The following is an 18,224-nucleotide window of genomic DNA, read 5'->3' as shown; positions in this document are numbered from 1 at the left end:
AAGAGTTTTTTACTAACATGGAGACTGAGTTTCCATGTTTTTTATTGGGTAAATGTCACTTGTCAATCACTTGACAATTGTTTCTAGGTCACTTGTCAATCACTTGACAATTAAATATTATTGGTTTATAATTAGTTTACAATCAGTTGAATTAAAATATGTTAACAGGAGAAAAGATCTTGGAAATAGCGAAAACAAAGGGAAAAGTGGTAAGCAAGGATATAACCGCTTCTTTTGGCGTTTCCAGGCAATATGTGAATAGCATCATAGGTTTGCTCGTATCGAAAAATAAACTTATAAAGATCGGTTCGACCAGAAAGGCTTTTTATGTATTGCCCGAATATGCCCAAAAACACCAAGAGATTTTTCCTGTGCGCTTTATAAAATCATTTAAAAATGTATCGTTGGAAGAGCACAAAGTTCTGGATGAAGTTGAAAAAAAATCGCCTCTGCTTTCTAAGTTGCCGGAAAACGTGCGAAGCATTTTTACTTATGCTTTTTCTGAAATGTTGAATAATGCGATTGAACATTCACGATCTAAGATTATTACAGTAGAAGTTTTGATTCGCGATGGCGTTTTGTCTTTTATGGTGAAAGATTCAGGTATGGGGGTTTGGAGAAGCGTGATGCAAAAAAAACATTTAAATTCAGAGCTTGAAGCAATACAAGATATTTTAAAAGGTAAAACAACCACTATGCCCAAGTCGCATTCCGGCGAAGGAATTTTTTTCACTTCGAGGTCAGCCGATGAATTTATTTTAGATAGTTACGGTTATAGATTGATTTTTAATAATAAGCTTCCCGATGTATTTGTCCAAAAAGTAAAGAAAATTAAAAAAGGCACTGGAGTTATTTTTAAGATAAACATAGCTTCAAGCCGACATTTGAATGATATTTTTAAAGAATATACTAATATTGGCAATGGTAGCGATCATGGATTTGATAAAACAGAAATACGAGTTAAGCTTTATGTTGTTGGCGGCATTCATGTTTCTCGTTCGCAGGCGCGCCGAATTTTGTCAGGCTTGGAAAAATTTAAAGTTATCTTATTTGATTTTGATAAGGTACCTATGGTTGGTCAGGCATTTGCCGATGAGATATTCAGAGTATTTAAGCAAAAACATCCGGATATCAAACTTGAGGAAGAAAATATGAATGAAGCGGTAAAGTTTATGGTCGATAGGGCAAAAAATGAGTCTAATAAATAGGTGAAATGTTTTATCTCTCCGTTGAAGCTCTGCACGAGGCGATTGGGGGGCATAGGAAGAAGAAATAAAATTGGAATATTCATAATATTAATTAATTTAAAAATGTAAAAAATATGAAAAATTTCTTGCAAAAGCAACTTGAGAAAGAAAAAATAGCTACTATGGGAATTGGGCGTTCTTTTCTCAAAATTTTAATCATTTTTTGGGGAATTATGGGTATTGTTATGTTGGTTTCTCCTGTTTGGCCTCTTGGTTTAGTTTTTATAGTGGCATCTGGCTATATCTATTACCGAATAAAATATATAACGTATGATCCGCCAATCCTTAAAAAATGGTCTTATGTAATCGGGGGATTATTACTGATTTTAGGAGGATTGGGTAATTTTAATAAAGAAGCAGTAAAATGAAATATGGTTCGACAGGCTCACCATGACAATTTAATGTTATACCGAGTTTTTTGAAGGGTTTTAAGACAAACATCAAAATCTTTTAGCAATGAATTATATTATCAAAAATATTTTTTTCTCGGTTTTGCTTGTGGCGATCATTGAACTCTTATTGATAACCAATATTTCCGATTTTTTTATCGGGGTATTGTTTTTGGGAGCGAGCTTTTTCCTGTCTTTGAGCGTCGGGGGGCAAAGCTTTACTTTGGCGCGGCTGCCTTTTCTTTTTATTATCGGATGGTTTTTATTTTTCTATCTGACGCCAGGCGAAATTATCGGCAAGGGATTTTTATTTGTCACCGGCGGAGTTTTTTTTATTGCTTTTTGCGTCAGTAATTATTTTTCTTCGCTGTATAAAATATTGCCGAATATTACCGGAGAAGATTCGCAGGATTTTATTAAAAAATACGAGTTCGCAAGAAACTTGATTTTAGCGCTTCTTTTTTTGGTCGCTTTTATTTGGTATACCGATGCTTTTATTATTTATTCGGTCTTGGGCCTGCCTTTTTATATTACGCTGCTGGTGATTTTTTCCATTACTTTCTTTTTGTCCTCTTTTGTTTTAAAAGTCTATTCTATTTCAGACAAGGCCGATCTTAATCAAGAATTTTTGCTTTATGCCTGGACGAGCGGATTGGTTATCGGTCAGATAAGCTGGATAGTGGGTTTTTGGCCTTTTGGTTATTTGACAGCGGCGTTTATAATCACTATAATTTACTATACGATCATATCTGTTTTGAAAGAATATCTTTTTGGCCGGTTTGAAAAAAAATATGTGATAGCCGAATTGGCATTCGCAGCATTAATAATAATTATAATTTTTAATTATACCAAATGGCTTCCTCTATGAACCCCGTTAGAAATTATATTTTTTAACAAAGATTAGAATAATCAAATTTAAGCATATAAATTATTATGGATATTCAAAAACAGAAATTTTCTAACGGGGTGAAAGATACAAACGATATAAAAATAACTTCAGTTAAGAGCGAAGAATTCGGACAGAACACCGGAGAAGAAGACAGAGATAAAAAAATGGAAGAGTTTTTGGTTGGAAACAACCGAGGGGCGAATAATCCGATCTTTATCCCGACCGATAATCAATATAAGCCGCAAGGACTGATAAAAAGATTGAATCAGCTGGCGTTCTTTTTATTGATTTTTTTTCTTGGCGGAGCCGGCGGGGTCTGGATGGAACAATCAATAATGCCGAAGTTGGCAGCGCAAGCGCCGTTTAATAATTATGCTTTTTTCAAATCTGTTAACGACCGCACCAGTATTATCAATCAAACAAACAATGTAATAATTTCCGATGATTCGGCTATTTTGGAAAGCATCAGAAAAGTGAGCCCATCGGTGGTTAAGATCACGGCAAATTACGTATTTCGAGAAAAACTTTCAGCTGCCAAAATAAAAGCCGGCGTAAAGCCGAAAACAAGCATTGAAAACCGAAACTTTAACGGAGTTATTATTACGAGCGATGGTTTGATTTTGACGCGGGATCCCGAGAATTTTAAGATCGATTTGGCCAAAAACGATTTTACCGAAGTGAATTATACGGTAAGTTATGGCGGAAAAGAATTTACGGTTTCCGGTTCGGAAAACATCACTTTTTACGACGCGGTTGACAAGGCTGTCGGTGGAACAGTAAAAGGCAATATGGTAATTTTAAAAATTAAAGCGAAGAATTTGCCGGTGGTGGCGTTGGGCGATTCGATAAACGCGGAAGTCGGGGAAAGGGTTGTCGCTTTGGGAAATAATGTTTTTTCCGGAATTATTTCCGAGCGTGGCGCCAATGGAATAATCAGCATAGACAATAATCCGTCCGACGCGTATTTTGGCAGCGGTCCTTTGGTTGACAATAAAGGCAAAATGATTGGAATAAATATTATTAATGAAAAAGACAGGGCCGGCAATATTTTTATCGGAGTTGATGAGTTTAAGGATTTTATCCGCCAAGTCATCGGGAGCTAAAAAATATGATCGAAGGAGTGGTAATCAAAAAATTGAAGAAGAATGAAGATGTTCGGGGATGGCTGGTGGAAATTTATCGCAATGACGAAATAAAATATGCGCCGGCAATGAGCTATATTTCATCGACAAAGCCGGGCGTTGCGCGAGGTCCGCATGAGCATAAAGAGCAATCGGACCTGTTTGTTTTTATCGGACCCGGCAAATTCAGGATATATTTATGGGATAATAGGGCCGATAGCCCGACTTATAAAGAAAAACTGGAAATAGAAGGCGGCCAAGATAATCAAACAGCCGTATTGGTTCCTCCCGGAGTAGTGCATGGGTATAAATGTATTTCCGATGTTGACGGGTGGTGCGTAAATTTGCCTGATAAACTTTATGCAGGGGTTGATAAAAAAAGCGAAGTTGACGAAATTCGCTGGGAAAAAGACCCGGCAAGTCCGTTCAAGATCGAATAATTTTACTTGATAATTTGCAGGAAAGTTGCTATTATACCCGCTATAGAGCGGGTTATTAGTTGCCCCCGTGGCGGAAAAGGGCATATTTACCCCGTTTAAAGTGCTGGGATGGCGGAACTGGCATACGCGATGGCCTTAGGAGCCATTGGGAGCAATCCCTTGGGAGTTCAAATCTCCCTCCCAGCACTTTGTACGGGGCGCGCCGAATTTTAATTTTAATATTTTTTAAAATTTATGCCGTCAAAAGATCAATCAATTATCTTGGTTAATGAAACGATAGAGAGTAAAATATTTTTTATCAGAGGCAAGAAAGTTATATTTGATAGGGATTTGGCAGAGCTTTATGGGGTGGAAACGAGAATTCTTAATCGGGTTGTTCGTAGAAATATGGATAGATTTCCAGAAGAATTTATGTTTCAGCTTAATAAAAAAGAAGTTGAAATTTGGCAATCGCAATTTTTGATATCCCAAATTGGGACATCAAGTTGGGGCGGAACAAGAAAAGCGCCTTTGGTTTTTACTGAGCATGGAGTTGCTATGCTCTCCAGTGTTTTGAATAGCAAAAGAGCAATACAAGTAAATATTCAAATTATCAAAACTTTCATTAAGTTAAAAGAAATGATTGCGACTAATCGCGAACTGAGAATTAAAATTGAAGGACTGGAAAAGAAATATGATAAAAGTTTTAAAATCGTTTTTGATACCTTAAGAAAACTTTTTAAAGAAAAAGAAAACAATCCTCAAAAGAGAATTGGTTTTGGGGGAGAAAAATAAATTTATTTTTATGCGTTTACATCGTTTTATCGGAAATTTTAGTTTGGAACAAAATCGCTTTAAAATCTACGATGCGGAGATTTTAAATCAGGCTAGGAACGTTTTACGTCTCGGGAAAGGCGACAGTTTGATTTTGGCTGATGGAAAATTGAATGAGGCCTCGGTGAAGATCATCGAATCGGATAAAAAATTTTTGGAAGTGGAAATTTTGGAGCATAATATAAACAAAAATGAGCCGGAAATATACGGCGTTTTATATTGTTCGATCTTGAAGCGGGAGAATTTTGAATGGGTGGTCCAAAAAGCGACTGAGTGCGGGATAAAGGAAATTGTTCCATTGGTGTCCGCCAGAACCGTAAAATTGGGTTTCAAAAAAGAAAGATTGGAAAAAATTATCAAGGAAGCGGCTGAGCAGTCAGGAAGAGGAATTTTACCGATTTTGTACGAACCGCAAAAATTCGACGAAGCGCTGAAAAGCGCGGAGCAAAATGATCTGAATTTGTTTTTTGAAATGAATTATCCTTTATTGGATAGAGAAGAGTTAAAAGTGGGGAAAAATAAAAAAATCGGAATTTTTATCGGCCCGGAAGGCGGTTGGAGCGGGGAGGAGCTGAAACTGGTAAAAGATGAAATAGAAAAAAACGATAAATTTAAAACAGCTGGTTTGGGTAAGCTGACATTGCGCGCAGAAACCGCGGCAGTAGTGGCTTCGTGGTTTGTGGCCCAATCTTAATTAATGCTCTATTGTGTTTGGCAAAGCTCGCCAATCATTTTTTCTTGTATAGGGGAACCCCTGAACCCCCTTGTACAATCAAAAATAAATTGGCGAGCTTTTAATATCTGTCGATAAATGTTGTTTTGAGCTTATTAAAGCGCTTACATGCACTTTTAAAATTTAAAATATCGGTTTATGATTATAAATTTAAAAATAAAAAAGACATCAAAAAATCGATTCCTGTGAATCGATGCTTTGAGAGAGATTATATAAGTATAATTTTATTTTTTTATTTTGTGTTTGTTTTGGGGTTTGTTTGTTTTTTTGGTGCCATTCTTTCAGAAGGGCGATTTTTTTGTTTTGATTTTTTGTTTTGTTTGGTTGGTGTGTCTCTGACCTCTATAAAGATCAAGGATACACCAACCAAAAACCCACTAAACAAACTTATCTTATATAATCTTAAACTAAGTATAGCATACCCAAAAAGAGTGTCAATGTTTTGACAACAATAATTAAAAATAACGGCTTAGATAAAACAAAAAACGACAAGCTGTCGGTTTTAAAAATGGAATGTTTACGCGTTAATAAAGAGAAGTTATCCACTTTTAATCCACCATTGACGGAATAGAGCTTTAGCAAGGGATTTTAACATCGGTAGATTTTATTTTTTTTATTTAAAGTTATTGATACAGTGTCACAAAACAAAGCCATTGAGCGTTATATATTTGATTCGGCAGTTTTGATTTTTAAATAAGATAAAAATAATAATAATAAAATGAAAATAATTTTACATAAAAGCTTTTGTTTTTTTCTTTTATGAGCTATAATACAAAGTAGCAAGTGTTAATAACTTTAAATTTATCCATTACGACTATGAATAAAAACGTAATAATCGGAGTGCTGGGATTTTTTTTGATAATTGTCGGGGCGGTTTATTTGAATAAAGCCAGTTTTGGAAATGTAGACCCTAATCCAACGGTAGCTTCGTCTGCTCCGTCAAAATATGATAATTTTGCCAAATGTTTGACCGAAAAAGGCGCAAAAATGTATGGGGCTTTTACATGCATATATTGTAAAAATCAAAAAGCGGCGTTTGGTTCATCTTTTCAATATGTGAATTATCAAGAATGTACCGTAGACGGCAAAGCTGGGACTTTCGCGCAAGTTTGCAACGATGCCGGCATAAAAGGATATCCGACTTGGAAATTTTCCGATGGTACGGTAAAGGAAGGAGAGGTGCCGATGAGCCAATTGGCAGAAAAAACCGGCTGTGTTTTGCCGCAGTAGTCCATTGCATAAGTTCACATACATCTTGCACTCCATGAAACCCTAAATGGAGTTTTACAATTCAATCCATTCTAAATATACTGGTATTAAAGGTTTTATCACCTTGTATAATTACGCCTTAAAATACCAATATATGATCACTGCCAAAGCATTGCATAAAGCTCGAGTATTGGCTTTCTGGGAGAAGCACGGGCTGGAAGCCGCGCTTGATGCCTTTAAGACCAAGGAGAGAACTCTCTATGGCTGGAAAGCCAAGTTTATCAGCGGCGGCAGAAAGCCCGAAGCTCTGAACGAGAAATCCAAAGCCCCAATAATCAGAAGAAAAAGATTGTGGCCGGAAGAAGTGATCTCTGAAATCAAACGATTAAGATTCAAGCATCCCAATCTGGGTAAAGATAAAATTCATCCTTTGCTTAAAAAGTTCTGCCAAGAGCATAATCAACGATGCCCCGAATCTTCCACTATCGGCAGGCTGATTATGGACTTAGGGGGCTTAAGAATATTTCCTCAAAAAGTCACTCATTTTGGCAAGATCAAACCTCTTAAAAGAAAGAAAGTATTGCGTAAGCCAAAGGATTTTAAAGCAGAATATCCGGGACATTTGGTTGCTTTGGATTCCATAGAGAAATTCGTATACGGAATCAGAAGATACATAATTACCTTTGAAGACATTCACACCAGATTTGCTTTTGCCTGGGCCACCACCAGCCACGCCTCAAAAGCCGCTAAAGATTTTTTTGATTACTGCCAGAAAGCTTTCCCGTTTCCTTTTACTTTCGTTTTAACCGATAACGGCTCTGAATTCAAGAAGCATTTTAACGAAGAATTAAATCGCTTGCATTTGATTCATTATCATACCTACCCCAGAACTCCTAAAATGAACGCGCATATTGAAAGATTCAACCGCACGATTCAAGATGAATTCATTGATTACCATCTAGGAGAGTTGGAAAATCCTGACAATTTCAACCGAAAAGTTATTGATTATCTTTTATGGTATAATACCGAAAGACCGCATTGTGCTTTTCAAAACAAATTATCGCCGGTGCAATATCTCCTATCCTTGCCAAGAAATTTAAAAATTAACGAGGAGTGCAAAAAAGGGTGGACTTATACAATTTATTGACAAAATAACTTTTTTGTGCTATAAATATATAAGCCAAAAATAGCTTTAAAAGAACATTGGAGGAAAAAATATGGCAAATAAAGGAGATTTTGTGCAACAAGCAAACGCAAAACGTGGCAAACAAATCAACGATGCCGTTATTTTAAAAACGGAAAAAGGAGAATCCACAGAAACAACTATAGGAGTAAATCTCAACGGCGGAACCAACCAAATGATCGTGGTGTTGTAAATGCCAGAAGTAGGCCAAAATATATTAATTAAAACGCCTAAAAAAGGAGACATTTATAACCTGATAGTGGAAAAGGTAACCCCTCAAGACGACAATCTGCTTACCGTTGTCGGTACCCATCCCGCTGGCGGCAGTAGAATGTCAGTTACCGGATACCATGTAGTAAAAAAATAAAACTTGCCCAATAAGGCACCAGCGATATAGCTGCTCTGCCTCTTTTTTTTACAAAAAAACGGTTCTCTTCGCGAGAGCCGTTTTAAAATATTTTATGAATTGAGACTATTTTACATCCTCTAAATAAACTTTTGTTATTTTCACGTCTTCGAGAGGTTTATCATTACTCTTATCTGTCGCCACTTTGCCAATCGCGTCCACCACTTCTTGGCCGACGGTAACTTTTCCAAAAATCGTATAGTTCTTCGGTAGTTGATAGTCCTCTAACATAATAAAAAACTGACTGCCGTTGGTATTCGGACCGGAATTTGCCATAGCCAGAACGCCTTTTTTATAGCCTGCCTTGTAAGAAACAGTTTTTGCATTCAGTTCATCGTCAAATTTATAGCCGGGTCCGCCAGTGCCATTTCCGTAAGGATCGCCTCCCTGGATCATAAAACCGGCAATTACCCGATGAAAGATCAAGCCATCATATAAGCCGTTTTCGATCAATTTCATAAAACTCGCCACCGTATAAGGCGCGTCTTTCGCATAAAGCTTCGCTTTTATTACGCCTTTATTGGTTTCGATAACCACGATTTTTTTGTCCGCAATCGCGTCATATTTCGCGGCTTCCTCTTTGGTCGGTTTTTCAACTTGCTTTATCGCTGGTTTTTCCATAGTTTGTTCTTTAGTTTGATTATTTGAATTATTATTTTCATTTCTTGAGTCATACTTAAAAAGCGCCCAGCCGGCGACGGCTACGATCAGGATCACCAACCCCAGGTCTTTGATGTTTTTGTTAAAATCTTCCGTAACTTTTACTTCTTGTTGCGCTTGCTGCGGCGCTTGCTGTTTTTTCTCTTGCATAAATAGTATAAACTTTGAACGCTGGGTCTGCGACGTTAAATTTTGAATTTATCGTTTAGCGTTCTCGGTTTTAAATTATTAATTTTATTTAGTAGCCCTAAGGGGAATCGGACCCCTGTTTGGTGGATGAGAACCACCTGTCCTAGCCACTAGACGATAGGGCCCCGCAAATAACCAATAACATAATTCTAGCGATAAAATGGAAAAATAACAAGAGCTCGGCAGTTATCGAGTTATAAAGTTCATTAATTAAAATTGACTCTACTCGTCAAATACCATATAATTATACAATAAAATACGCGCTTTGGAGAATTTAAAAATATGTCAGAACTAAATCGCGAAAACTGGGATTCGTTTATTTTAAGCCACGACGGCTCTTTTTTGCAATCCTGGGCATGGGGTCAATTTCAAAAAGCCGCCGGCAAAGAAGTTCTGTACCTAAAAGAAAACGACTGGCAAGCTTTGATCATAATCAATCCCCTGCGCTTTGGAAAAACTTATTTTTACGCGCCATATGGCCCGGTTTTTGACAATCAAAAAAACGACGCGGAAACCGTCTTTGCAAATTTTTTGAATAAGATTAGATCCATCGCCAAAGATCATGATACGATCTTCCTGAAAATAGAGCCGAAAACGTCCGACGAGAAAATCGCTTCCGCTCTTCAAAACTTAGGATTTAAAAAAGCCGAAAAATCCATTCAGCCCGAAAATTCGCTGATCATAGATATCTCTCGAGCGGAGCACGAGATCTTCGAAAGCTTTGAGAAACGCTGCCGAAACGAGATCAAGCAAGCTGACAAAAAAAATGTGGCGCTTTGCACTGACTCGACTGATGCGGGCATAAAAAATTTCCTGGAACTTCTCGAAAAAACCGCCAAACGCGATTCTTTCCGGACTCATCCGATCGCCTACTATCAAACGCTTATTAACGCCCTCAAACCCGCCGGCCAAGTTGATCTGTTTTTTGCCAAAATCGGCGCGGAAATAATCTCGGGATGCATCGTGGTTTATTTTGGAAAAACCGCCTCATATATTCACGCGGCTTCAAGCGGCTCTTACCGCGCCGCCAACGCGCTGGTCTGGTTCGCCATGAAAGAAGCGAAAAGAAAGCTTTGCGAAAATTTTGATATGTATGGCGTTTCTCCGGCCGGAGCGGATGAAAAACATCCGTGGCACGGACTGACTAAATTCAAAGAAAGCTTTGGCGGCAAAAGAACGCATTATATCGGAGCGTACGATCATCCTTTTTCCGGCTTCTGGTTCAAACTTTATAAATTAGGAAAAAAATTCACCCAGTGAAATAGAATGCAAAGCATTCTAAAATCCTTACAGGATTTTATTTCACGGGGTAAATTTAAATAAATTTAATGCTTTTTCGCCCAGCCACAAAAGAAGAAGAGAATCATTGGAACGAACTTATTGTCGCCAATCCCGATGGCGGCCATTTTTTACAATCTTCCCAGTGGGGAGAGTTCAAGGCGGAATGGGGATGGCAGCCTTTGCGCTTTATCTTGGAAGAAAACGATGGTAAAAAATTAGCCATTCAAATTTTGAAAAGAAAAACTCCCTTTGGATGGATCTGGTACGCGCCCAAAGGCCCGAACTTATCCAGCTTTTCATGCGATCAATGGCATTATCTTTTGAAATCTCTGGCGGAAATTGCCGAAAAAAACAACGTTCTCCTTATAAAAATCGAACCGGAGATCGTTGAAACCGAGAAAGAAATAAAAAAATACGCGTCGCTGGGATTGATAAAATCACAACTTGACCTCCAGTTCAAGGCCACAACTTTCGTGGACTTGCGAAAAACCGAGGAAGAAATTTTGGCCGGATTCAAACAAAAAACCCGCTACAATATCCGCCTCGCCCAAAAACACGGCGTCGCTGTCAAAGAAGACAACTCCCAGGAAGGGATAAAAATTATGTACGAACTGTACGAAGAAACAAGCAGCCGCGCGAATTTTTTTATCCGGCCCAAAGAATATATTTTAAGTTATTGGAAAAAATGCATCGAGGCTAACTCGGGAAAAATTTTTATCGCCTCGCTCAATGGCGAACCTTTGGCGGCTTTATTTGCTTACCATCTCGGCAAAAAAATCTGGTACAAAGACGGCGGTTCTTCCAGAAATTCCCAAAAAACCATGTCGCCTTACGCTCTTCAATGGACCGCGATGCGATGGGCAAAACAAAACGGCTTTGAAACCTATGATATGGTTGCCGTGCCTCCCTTGAAAGAGCGCAACGAAAAAAGTCCTTGGTGGGGACTCTATCGATTTAAATCGGGATTCAATCCGGATATTACCGAGTTCGTCGGATGCCTCGATCTGCCGATTAAAAAACAGACTTATTCCGTCTGGCAAAAATTAGAACCTTGGTATCTCAAACTTCATAAAAAAATCGCCAAAAACGCTTTTTACTAAAAAAACTTTTTGAAAAAAACTTTTTATTTTATCAGCGCCTGCCTGCCATTGGGCGTGGGATTGGCCATGATCTGCCTGACCACCAGATCCAGTCCGATCTCTTTTGAACCGCTGATCAATATCACGTCATCTTCCTGTATTTTGGGCTGAAGGATCTTTTCCACCTCGCCCGCGCTATCAAACTTGTAAAGCCTGTCGGAGTGAAAATTAAGCTTTTTCAGTTCATCAAAGATAAAATTACCCCGTCCGCCGACGCAAAAGATCAGATCGAGCCCTTGTTCAAAGATCTTTCTGGCAAGTTCCCGGTGCAGATCTTCCGATTTTACGCCCAAACCCAAAATATCGCCCGCCACAATAATTTTTCGGCTGGCTTTTATTTTTTCAAAATGGTCCAAAGCGGTATGAGCGCTGTCATAATTGTAATTATCGGAATTATCAATGATCACGCTGTGCTTTATCCCGTTAAGAACTCTCATGCTGTTTACCGGTCGATAATTGGAAAAAGAACTGGCAATTTCCACCAAATTCATCCCCATTTCAAGCCCCAAAAGAGTGGCGATCAAAACATTGCACACTTCTTTTTCGTTTATGCTATAATTTATTCTTACCGGCAAAAGGCTGCCTTTATAATTGATCTTGAAGCTGATCCCGCATCGGGCGGCTCCTTTTATCCCGCCGTTAGACTGAAGAACCATATCACTCGCGAAAATATCCGAGTCTTTGGAAGAATAAGTCAGGATCGCGCACTTTTTTTTCAAAAATTCGTAGATATTCCTGTCGGTCGATTTCAAAATAAGCTTTGAATTCTTGGCCAGAAAAAAACTGATATTTTCCCGGTCAATAATATCTTTTTTCGAAGATCGCGGCAAAATTATCAAAAAATTAAATTTCAAAAAATCAGCCAAGCTTCTCATCTCCCTGAGCACCCATTGATTGGAAATGTCAAACAAAATTATTTCCGGATAATCGGTTTTTTTCGAGACCAGCCAATGCAAAGCCGCAAGAAATTTATTGATCGGACCCTGACCCGCTTCTATATTCAAGATCCCTCCGATAACATCATCCGCGTTCCTGACCTCTACGGATTTTTTTGCCATAATAAATCTTTTCGATAAAGCAAGGAGAGAGATGCTGGAAGGATCAAACTCCGAATCAAAAGAAAGAACCCCGACGATCGTCGGCTTATATAATTCAATGATCTTTTTTGCCAATAATTTTATCATAAATTTCACTTTCTGTTCGGAGGAATCTCCAAATAATTTACCAAGAATTTTGCGATCTCGCTAAAAACCGGCGTTGCCGACGCATTGGCGTATTCCGCGATCTCCGGTTCGTCAAACTTTACCAAAATAATGAATTTCGGGTCGGGAGCGGAACCAAAACCCACAAAAGTATGGACTGTCTTATCCGAATACCCTTTCTTGTTTTTAAAAGAGATCTGAGCCGTACCGGTTTTGCCTCCGATCCAATAGCCATTTATTTTCGCTCCTTTTGAGTGTCCGCTCTCTACCACGCTCACAAGCATTGACATGATCTTGGCGGAAGTTCCTTCGGAAATTATCTGGCGAACCGTTTCCGGATAATGCTCTTCAACGACTTTATTTCCCTCTAATATTTTTTCAACAATATACGGCTTCATCAATTTTCCTCCGTTGACGAGGCTCGAAAAAGCGGTGATCAGTTCCAGAGGGGTCATGGCAATTCCCTGTCCAAATGAAGCATTGGCGAAAGCCACGTCTTTTTTTGCGTCCAAATTGCTCAAATCCCCCGCGATCTCTCCCTGCAATTCTATTCCGGTCGGAACATCAAAGCCGAAATTTTTAAAATAATCCAAAAATTTATTTTTATCGATCCTCGATGAAGCAAAGATCGCTCCCGTGTTGATAGAATTTTCCAAAACCTGAGTCATCGTCTGGCGGCCATATATTTTATTTTCCGCGTTGCTTACCGGCCAGCCATCAATGATCATTTTTCCCTTATCTTCATATACGGTATCCGGCGTGATCTTGCCTTCATTCAACGCCGCGGCCATCGTAAAAGATTTTATCACCGAACCCGGCTCGTACCTCGATTGGATATTCGTATTTAAAAATGTATCGTAATTTTTTACAGCCGAATAATTATTCAAATCGAAATTCGGCCAACTGGCCATCGCCAGGATCTTTCCGGTCGCCGGATCCATTACTATCGCCGAAGCGGATACGGCTTTGATCTCTTCCGCTTTCTTGTTAAGAACCTGCTCAACTTTATATTGTATCGATCTATCAATGGTCAGTATCAGATCCACTCCATTTCGCGCCGGAACATATTGTTTCATTCCAAAAGTAATCCACTTGCCTCCAACATCCTGCTCTGATTCGATTAAGCCGCTTTGGCCTTCAAGATTGCTATTGTAATATCCTTCCAGCCCGTATTGCCCCACTCTTTTAGATCCGGAATAGCCCACAAACCCCAAAACATGGCTCATAAAATTATTCTCCGGCCAATACCGCCACGCCTCTTCCTCGCTTTTTATGCCTTTAAGCTTCGCTTCTTCGATTTTCTTTACCATTTCCTCCGGAACCTTGTGGGCAAGTATTTCATAAGAATCATTCGGCTTATTAAGCCGTTTCGCCAGCTCTTGGGCGGGAATGCCGAGAAAACCTTCAAGAACCTTTATTGTGCCTGAAATATCTTTTATATCCCGTGGAACCGCATAAACGACATAGCCTCGATTATTTACCGCCACCGGAAAATATGATTCTGTCCGATCCCCGACAAGCCTTAAGCTTGATTTGTCTTTAATAAAAATCTCTCCCCTGTCCGGAAAAAGCTGGCCCAAAAAATTATGCTGGCCTTCGGCCAAAGCGATATAAAACGAATGCCGGAGTATCTGCCAATTGAACATCCTGTAAAGAACCACGCCGGAAAATAAAAAAATTAACAGCAATGCAAAATTGATCCGCTTGTTAGTATTTTCAGCCATAATCTCTAAAAGATAAATAAAGCGCAAAATCTATCTGCTTGCTAAGCTTGAAGACGATATCAGCAAATAGCGCTGATCCGATACGCTGACAAGATTCATTTTTTCCGCGCTGCCATTTTCACTGATCTTTTTAAAAGAAGACTTTTCGGCAATGGTTATTTTCATCTTCTGATTTTCACCGGTCAGCTTGTCTATTTTTTTCTGATAAAACTTGATTTCATAGCCCAAAGAAGACGCGGCATTCGTCTGGGTAAAATAACCCAAAGAACTGACGGCGATCAAAAAGAAAACAGCCAGGCCTAAAAAAGTGTAGTTGGGTTTTTCTCGGATTGAACAATAGTTAGCTTCCATATTGATCTTGTAAAAATATTAATAATCGTTTGATATGCTTAATTTTTCCGCTACTCGCAATTTAGCGCTTCGGCTCCTGGGATTTTTTTCCATTTCATCCGCGCTTGCGCCAACCGGCCGCTTGGTGATTATTTTCAGACTTCGCTCGTGGCCGCAAACGCATTCCATCTGATCTTTAGTGCAAACACAGCCATGAGACTCCCGCCGGAAAAAATTTTTTGCTATCCTGTCTTCAAGAGAATGAAAACTTATAACCGCGAGCCTCCCTTTTTCCGGCAATACGCTCAAAGCGTCAGGCAAGAATTTTTCGAGATCCGCCAGCTCTTCATTGACCGCGATCCTCAAGGCCATAAAAATCTTTGTCGCGGGATGAACATGCCATGTCTTGTCTCCAAAAAACTTCTTATAAGCGCTGATGGCGATATCGGCCAGTTCCAGAGTCCGCTCGATCCTTTTATCTTCCCGCACCCGGACTATTCTTTCGGCGATCGGGCGCGCAAGGCGCTCTTCGCCGTATTCTTTAAAGATCTCCTCGAGCTCCCTGGCGCTCGCTTCATTGATTATCTGAAGCGCTATCTTCCGCCCTTCCTTGAGGGGCCAAGACATACTCATGATCAGAGGCTCATCGCGCTGGAAAGAAAATCCCCTGCCGCTTTCCTCGAACTGCCTGGAACTCAATCCCAGATCCGCCAATATGCCGCTCAACTTTCCCGCTTCGGGATTATCCGCAACAATTTTTTTTATATCCAGAAAATTTCCGTGAACGATCATAACCCTGTCTTTAAACTCCGCGAGATTTTCTTCGGCGATCTTTATCGAATTTATATCCTTATCGATTCCCAGTAATTTTCCATCCGGCGCGGTTAGTTTCAAAATTTCTTTCGCGTGCCCTCCGTCTCCCAGCGTTGCGTCAAGAAAATTTTCATTCGGTTTAGGATCCAAATACTGAAGCACCTCCTTTAATAGAACCGGTACATGAGCCATATCTGTAAAATATCTAAATTTAAATTTTTAACTAAACTCCCAACTCTCCCAGCTGTTCGGCGATGCTGGAGCTTTCTTTTTCAGTTTTGTTTTTATAATTATTCCAAATTTCTTCGTCCCAGATCTCGAGCCGGTTATACAAGCCGGCGATAACAACCTTATCCTTGAGCTTGGCATATTCTTTTAAATAATCCGGCACAAGAATTCGCCCCTGTGAATCAATTTCCACGTCCATCGCTCCGGCTAGCATCAAACGGCCAAAAGCGCGAGTGTTTGATTTCGAGATCGGCAAATGGCTTAATTTTTCCGCCAGCTCTTTCCAGTCCTTCAGGGTATAAACAAAAAGACAATTGTCAATTCCTCTCGTGACAACCACGGTAGAGCCTAGCTGCTTCCGAAATTTCGACGGCACTGCCAATCTTTTTTTCGGATCAATGAGATGCGAGTATTGGCCGATAAACATAATTCTTTGCGCAACTGGCGAATTTAACTTAAAAATTATTTTTTGTTTTCCACTGTTTTTCTTACTTTTCCCCAATATTATCCACTTTCAACCACAGTAATATAATTATACCCCACTTTAATCTTATGTCAAACACTTTGATATTTTTTTTAAAAAAACAAAAAACCTTTTGTTTAAAAGGTTTTTCAATAAAAACGGGGCTAAAAAGATTACAACTTATTCACATTTTATCCACATTCTCTCATATTTTTTCCTTCACAAAAAATTTATGAAAAAATCAATGATCTCTCTTGATCATAAACTCCGCTACGGCGGAAAAAAATTCTTTGCTTTCTTTGTTCAAATTGCTGCGCGTGAGCACGAGACGCGAAGCATTGACTAATTTTTCCGCGGATCTTTTTGAATATTCGAGAGACCCGATATCAATAATAATTTTTCTTGCTCTCTCAATCTGTTCTCTGCCAGCCTTATCGTTTCCCAAGGCAAGATGCAGATCTTTTTTCTGGTTCGCGCTTGCCTGCTCCAGCGCTCTGACGATCAATAATGTTTTTTTGCCTTCCCGAATATCGGCGCCAACCGGTTTTCCCGTCTCTTGGCTTGATCCGAAAACACCAAGAATATCATCTTGGATCTGGAAAGCGATTCCCAGAGGAATTGAAAAATCGCTTAAACTTTTTAAGACTCTGCCGCTGGCGCCAGCCATTATCGCTCCCAAATGAAGCGGGCCTTCTACGGTATAGCGGGCTGTTTTATATTCCAAAATCGTCAACACGTGCTTCTCGTCAATTCCATTTTTCACCGCCGCCGCGAATACATCGTGGAATTGCCCTATCGTCGTATTGAATACAATATCGCTTATTTTTTTTAATAACTTATCTTTAATGCCGCGATTAAATTTGCTTTGAGAAATAATCTCGCCGACAAAGCTAAAACACATATCGCCGATAGAGATCGCCTGCGAATTCCCATAATGCGGCGCGCTGACGGAATAATGATCTTTTAGAGCTATTTTTTTATAAATACAATGGATCGACGGCATTCCTCTTCTGAAATCATCCCTATCTATAACATCGTCATGGATAATTAAAAAAGCATGGATAAATTCCGATGCCATAGCCAGCCTCAAGGCTTCTTTTTTGTTTTTCCCGCCCAAAGCTAAATATGCGTAATACATTAACGCCGGCCTGATCCTTTTGCCGGAACCTAAAACATAATTTTTAAGATTTTGAACCGCACCAGAAGCCTCCGGCGATATTTTTTTGGCTTGAACAATTTTCAAGTCCAAAAATTTTTCCATTTCTTTATCAAAAACAGTTTTAAAATTTTTTAATTCTTGCTCAATGATCATAAATTAAAAAAACAAAAAAATGGATTTAACCATAAAATACAAAACGCTTCTAGTCTCTAAGTACGGCTCCCGCGTGCCAAAAGATCATTCCCAAGATCATAAATATAGTGAACGCCACCAGATATTCTCTGGCTCCGGCGTGAAAGATCATCAAAATGATCGTAGGAACAATATACAAAAATAAAATTCCTCCGATAATCAAAATCGTATTAAGTTCTTCCGGCTTCATCGGCGGTTTTTTATCCGGATCTTCTTGGGGCATGATTTGATAATATTAAAACTTATTTCTTATATTATACACCCAAAAACCAAAAAAGCCAAAATCCATATTTTCCTGTTTTAGCTTTTTAAGCAAAAAAATAAGCCGAAATTAATGTTCTTTTAATTCAGCTTCTTAAATGTTTATTTTTATTGGTTTTACTAATTGGTTTTTTATTTTTCACCTCTGCTAAT

Annotated in this window: 21 protein-coding genes and 2 tRNA genes; 14 read left to right on the top strand and 9 right to left on the bottom strand. The window is 39.0% G+C overall.

Annotated features, from left to right (window positions below):
• Positions 1-158: 158 nt before the first annotated feature.
• The 12 genes from Q8N37_02485 to Q8N37_02430 all read left to right on the top strand — a co-directional run bounded on the left by Q8N37_02485 (position 159) and on the right by Q8N37_02430 (position 8,391).
• Positions 159-1,208: a DUF4325 domain-containing protein gene (locus Q8N37_02485; protein ID MDP3057365.1), complete on the top strand. Its 1,050-nt coding sequence runs from the start codon at positions 159-161 to the stop codon at positions 1,206-1,208.
• A 113-nt stretch (positions 1,209-1,321) separates the two neighbouring features.
• Positions 1,322-1,615 (top strand): hypothetical protein, encoded by a 294-nt coding sequence (locus Q8N37_02480; GenBank protein ID MDP3057364.1) that lies wholly within the window; start codon positions 1,322-1,324, stop codon positions 1,613-1,615.
• A gap of 88 nt (positions 1,616-1,703) precedes the next feature.
• The gene (locus Q8N37_02475) at positions 1,704-2,504 is read left to right on the top strand and encodes a hypothetical protein (GenBank protein ID MDP3057363.1); all 801 of its coding nucleotides are present in this window, start codon (positions 1,704-1,706) and stop codon (positions 2,502-2,504) included.
• A gap of 65 nt (positions 2,505-2,569) precedes the next feature.
• Positions 2,570-3,628 (top strand): hypothetical protein, encoded by a 1,059-nt coding sequence (locus Q8N37_02470; GenBank protein ID MDP3057362.1) that lies wholly within the window; start codon positions 2,570-2,572, stop codon positions 3,626-3,628.
• A gap of 5 nt (positions 3,629-3,633) precedes the next feature.
• Complete coding sequence (locus Q8N37_02465) at positions 3,634-4,086, top strand: dTDP-4-dehydrorhamnose 3,5-epimerase family protein (GenBank protein MDP3057361.1); 453 nt, start codon at positions 3,634-3,636, stop codon at positions 4,084-4,086.
• 102 nt (positions 4,087-4,188) lie between these two features.
• Positions 4,189-4,272 (top strand) — tRNA-Leu (locus tag Q8N37_02460).
• A gap of 48 nt (positions 4,273-4,320) precedes the next feature.
• Entirely contained in the window at positions 4,321-4,860 is a 540-nt protein-coding gene (locus tag Q8N37_02455; protein ID MDP3057360.1) for an ORF6N domain-containing protein, read from the top strand.
• A gap of 10 nt (positions 4,861-4,870) precedes the next feature.
• Positions 4,871-5,593 (top strand): RsmE family RNA methyltransferase, encoded by a 723-nt coding sequence (locus tag Q8N37_02450; GenBank protein ID MDP3057359.1) that lies wholly within the window; start codon positions 4,871-4,873, stop codon positions 5,591-5,593.
• A gap of 855 nt (positions 5,594-6,448) precedes the next feature.
• Complete coding sequence (locus Q8N37_02445) at positions 6,449-6,862, top strand: hypothetical protein (protein ID MDP3057358.1); 414 nt, start codon at positions 6,449-6,451, stop codon at positions 6,860-6,862.
• Between the two features lie 133 nt (positions 6,863-6,995).
• Positions 6,996-7,988 (top strand): integrase core domain-containing protein, encoded by a 993-nt coding sequence (locus Q8N37_02440; protein MDP3057357.1) that lies wholly within the window; start codon positions 6,996-6,998, stop codon positions 7,986-7,988.
• Positions 7,989-8,058: 70 nt separating this feature from the next.
• Entirely contained in the window at positions 8,059-8,217 is a 159-nt protein-coding gene (locus tag Q8N37_02435; GenBank protein ID MDP3057356.1) for a hypothetical protein, read from the top strand.
• Positions 8,218-8,391, top strand: a complete 174-nt coding sequence (locus tag Q8N37_02430; protein MDP3057355.1) for a hypothetical protein — start codon at positions 8,218-8,220, stop codon at positions 8,389-8,391.
• Positions 8,392-8,496: 105 nt separating this feature from the next.
• Here the strand turns inward: Q8N37_02430 and Q8N37_02425 are convergent, their stop codons facing one another.
• Both Q8N37_02425 and Q8N37_02420 read right to left on the bottom strand, forming a co-directional pair.
• Positions 8,497-9,240 carry a peptidylprolyl isomerase gene (locus Q8N37_02425; GenBank protein MDP3057354.1) on the bottom strand — a complete coding sequence of 248 codons (744 nt, stop codon included), beginning with the start codon at positions 9,238-9,240 and terminating at the stop codon, positions 8,497-8,499.
• Positions 9,241-9,332: 92 nt separating this feature from the next.
• Positions 9,333-9,404 (bottom strand) — tRNA-Glu (locus Q8N37_02420).
• 157 nt (positions 9,405-9,561) lie between these two features.
• On the opposite strand from Q8N37_02420, the gene Q8N37_02415 reads away from it, so the two are divergent.
• Positions 9,562-10,539, top strand: coding sequence for a peptidoglycan bridge formation glycyltransferase FemA/FemB family protein (locus tag Q8N37_02415; protein ID MDP3057353.1), 978 nt, complete (start codon positions 9,562-9,564; stop codon positions 10,537-10,539).
• A gap of 68 nt (positions 10,540-10,607) precedes the next feature.
• The gene (locus tag Q8N37_02410) at positions 10,608-11,660 is read left to right on the top strand and encodes a peptidoglycan bridge formation glycyltransferase FemA/FemB family protein (GenBank protein MDP3057352.1); all 1,053 of its coding nucleotides are present in this window, start codon (positions 10,608-10,610) and stop codon (positions 11,658-11,660) included.
• Between the two features lie 23 nt (positions 11,661-11,683).
• Here the strand turns inward: Q8N37_02410 and Q8N37_02405 are convergent, their stop codons facing one another.
• The 7 genes from Q8N37_02405 to Q8N37_02375 all read right to left on the bottom strand — a co-directional run bounded on the left by Q8N37_02405 (position 11,684) and on the right by Q8N37_02375 (position 18,033).
• Positions 11,684-12,883 (bottom strand): hypothetical protein, encoded by a 1,200-nt coding sequence (locus Q8N37_02405; GenBank protein ID MDP3057351.1) that lies wholly within the window; start codon positions 12,881-12,883, stop codon positions 11,684-11,686.
• Between the two features lie 5 nt (positions 12,884-12,888).
• Positions 12,889-14,625: a penicillin-binding protein 2 gene (locus Q8N37_02400; protein ID MDP3057350.1), complete on the bottom strand. Its 1,737-nt coding sequence runs from the start codon at positions 14,623-14,625 to the stop codon at positions 12,889-12,891.
• A 30-nt stretch (positions 14,626-14,655) separates the two neighbouring features.
• Entirely contained in the window at positions 14,656-14,976 is a 321-nt protein-coding gene (locus Q8N37_02395) for a hypothetical protein (GenBank protein MDP3057349.1), read from the bottom strand.
• Positions 14,977-14,994: 18 nt separating this feature from the next.
• The gene (rsmH, locus tag Q8N37_02390; GenBank protein MDP3057348.1) at positions 14,995-15,960 is read right to left on the bottom strand and encodes a 16S rRNA (cytosine(1402)-N(4))-methyltransferase RsmH; all 966 of its coding nucleotides are present in this window, start codon (positions 15,958-15,960) and stop codon (positions 14,995-14,997) included.
• 31 nt (positions 15,961-15,991) lie between these two features.
• Positions 15,992-16,423 (bottom strand): division/cell wall cluster transcriptional repressor MraZ, encoded by a 432-nt coding sequence (gene mraZ / locus Q8N37_02385; protein MDP3057347.1) that lies wholly within the window; start codon positions 16,421-16,423, stop codon positions 15,992-15,994.
• Positions 16,424-16,700: 277 nt separating this feature from the next.
• The gene (locus Q8N37_02380; protein ID MDP3057346.1) at positions 16,701-17,771 is read right to left on the bottom strand and encodes a polyprenyl synthetase family protein; all 1,071 of its coding nucleotides are present in this window, start codon (positions 17,769-17,771) and stop codon (positions 16,701-16,703) included.
• 49 nt (positions 17,772-17,820) lie between these two features.
• Positions 17,821-18,033, bottom strand: coding sequence for a hypothetical protein (locus Q8N37_02375; protein MDP3057345.1), 213 nt, complete (start codon positions 18,031-18,033; stop codon positions 17,821-17,823).
• Positions 18,034-18,224 lie beyond the last annotated feature (191 nt).

This window comes from bacterium, assembly GCA_030693205.1.
In the GTDB taxonomy this organism is placed as follows: Bacteria; Patescibacteriota; Minisyncoccia; order JAHIHE01; family JAHIHE01; genus JAHILZ01.
This window is presented reverse-complemented; position numbering and strand designations above follow the sequence as displayed.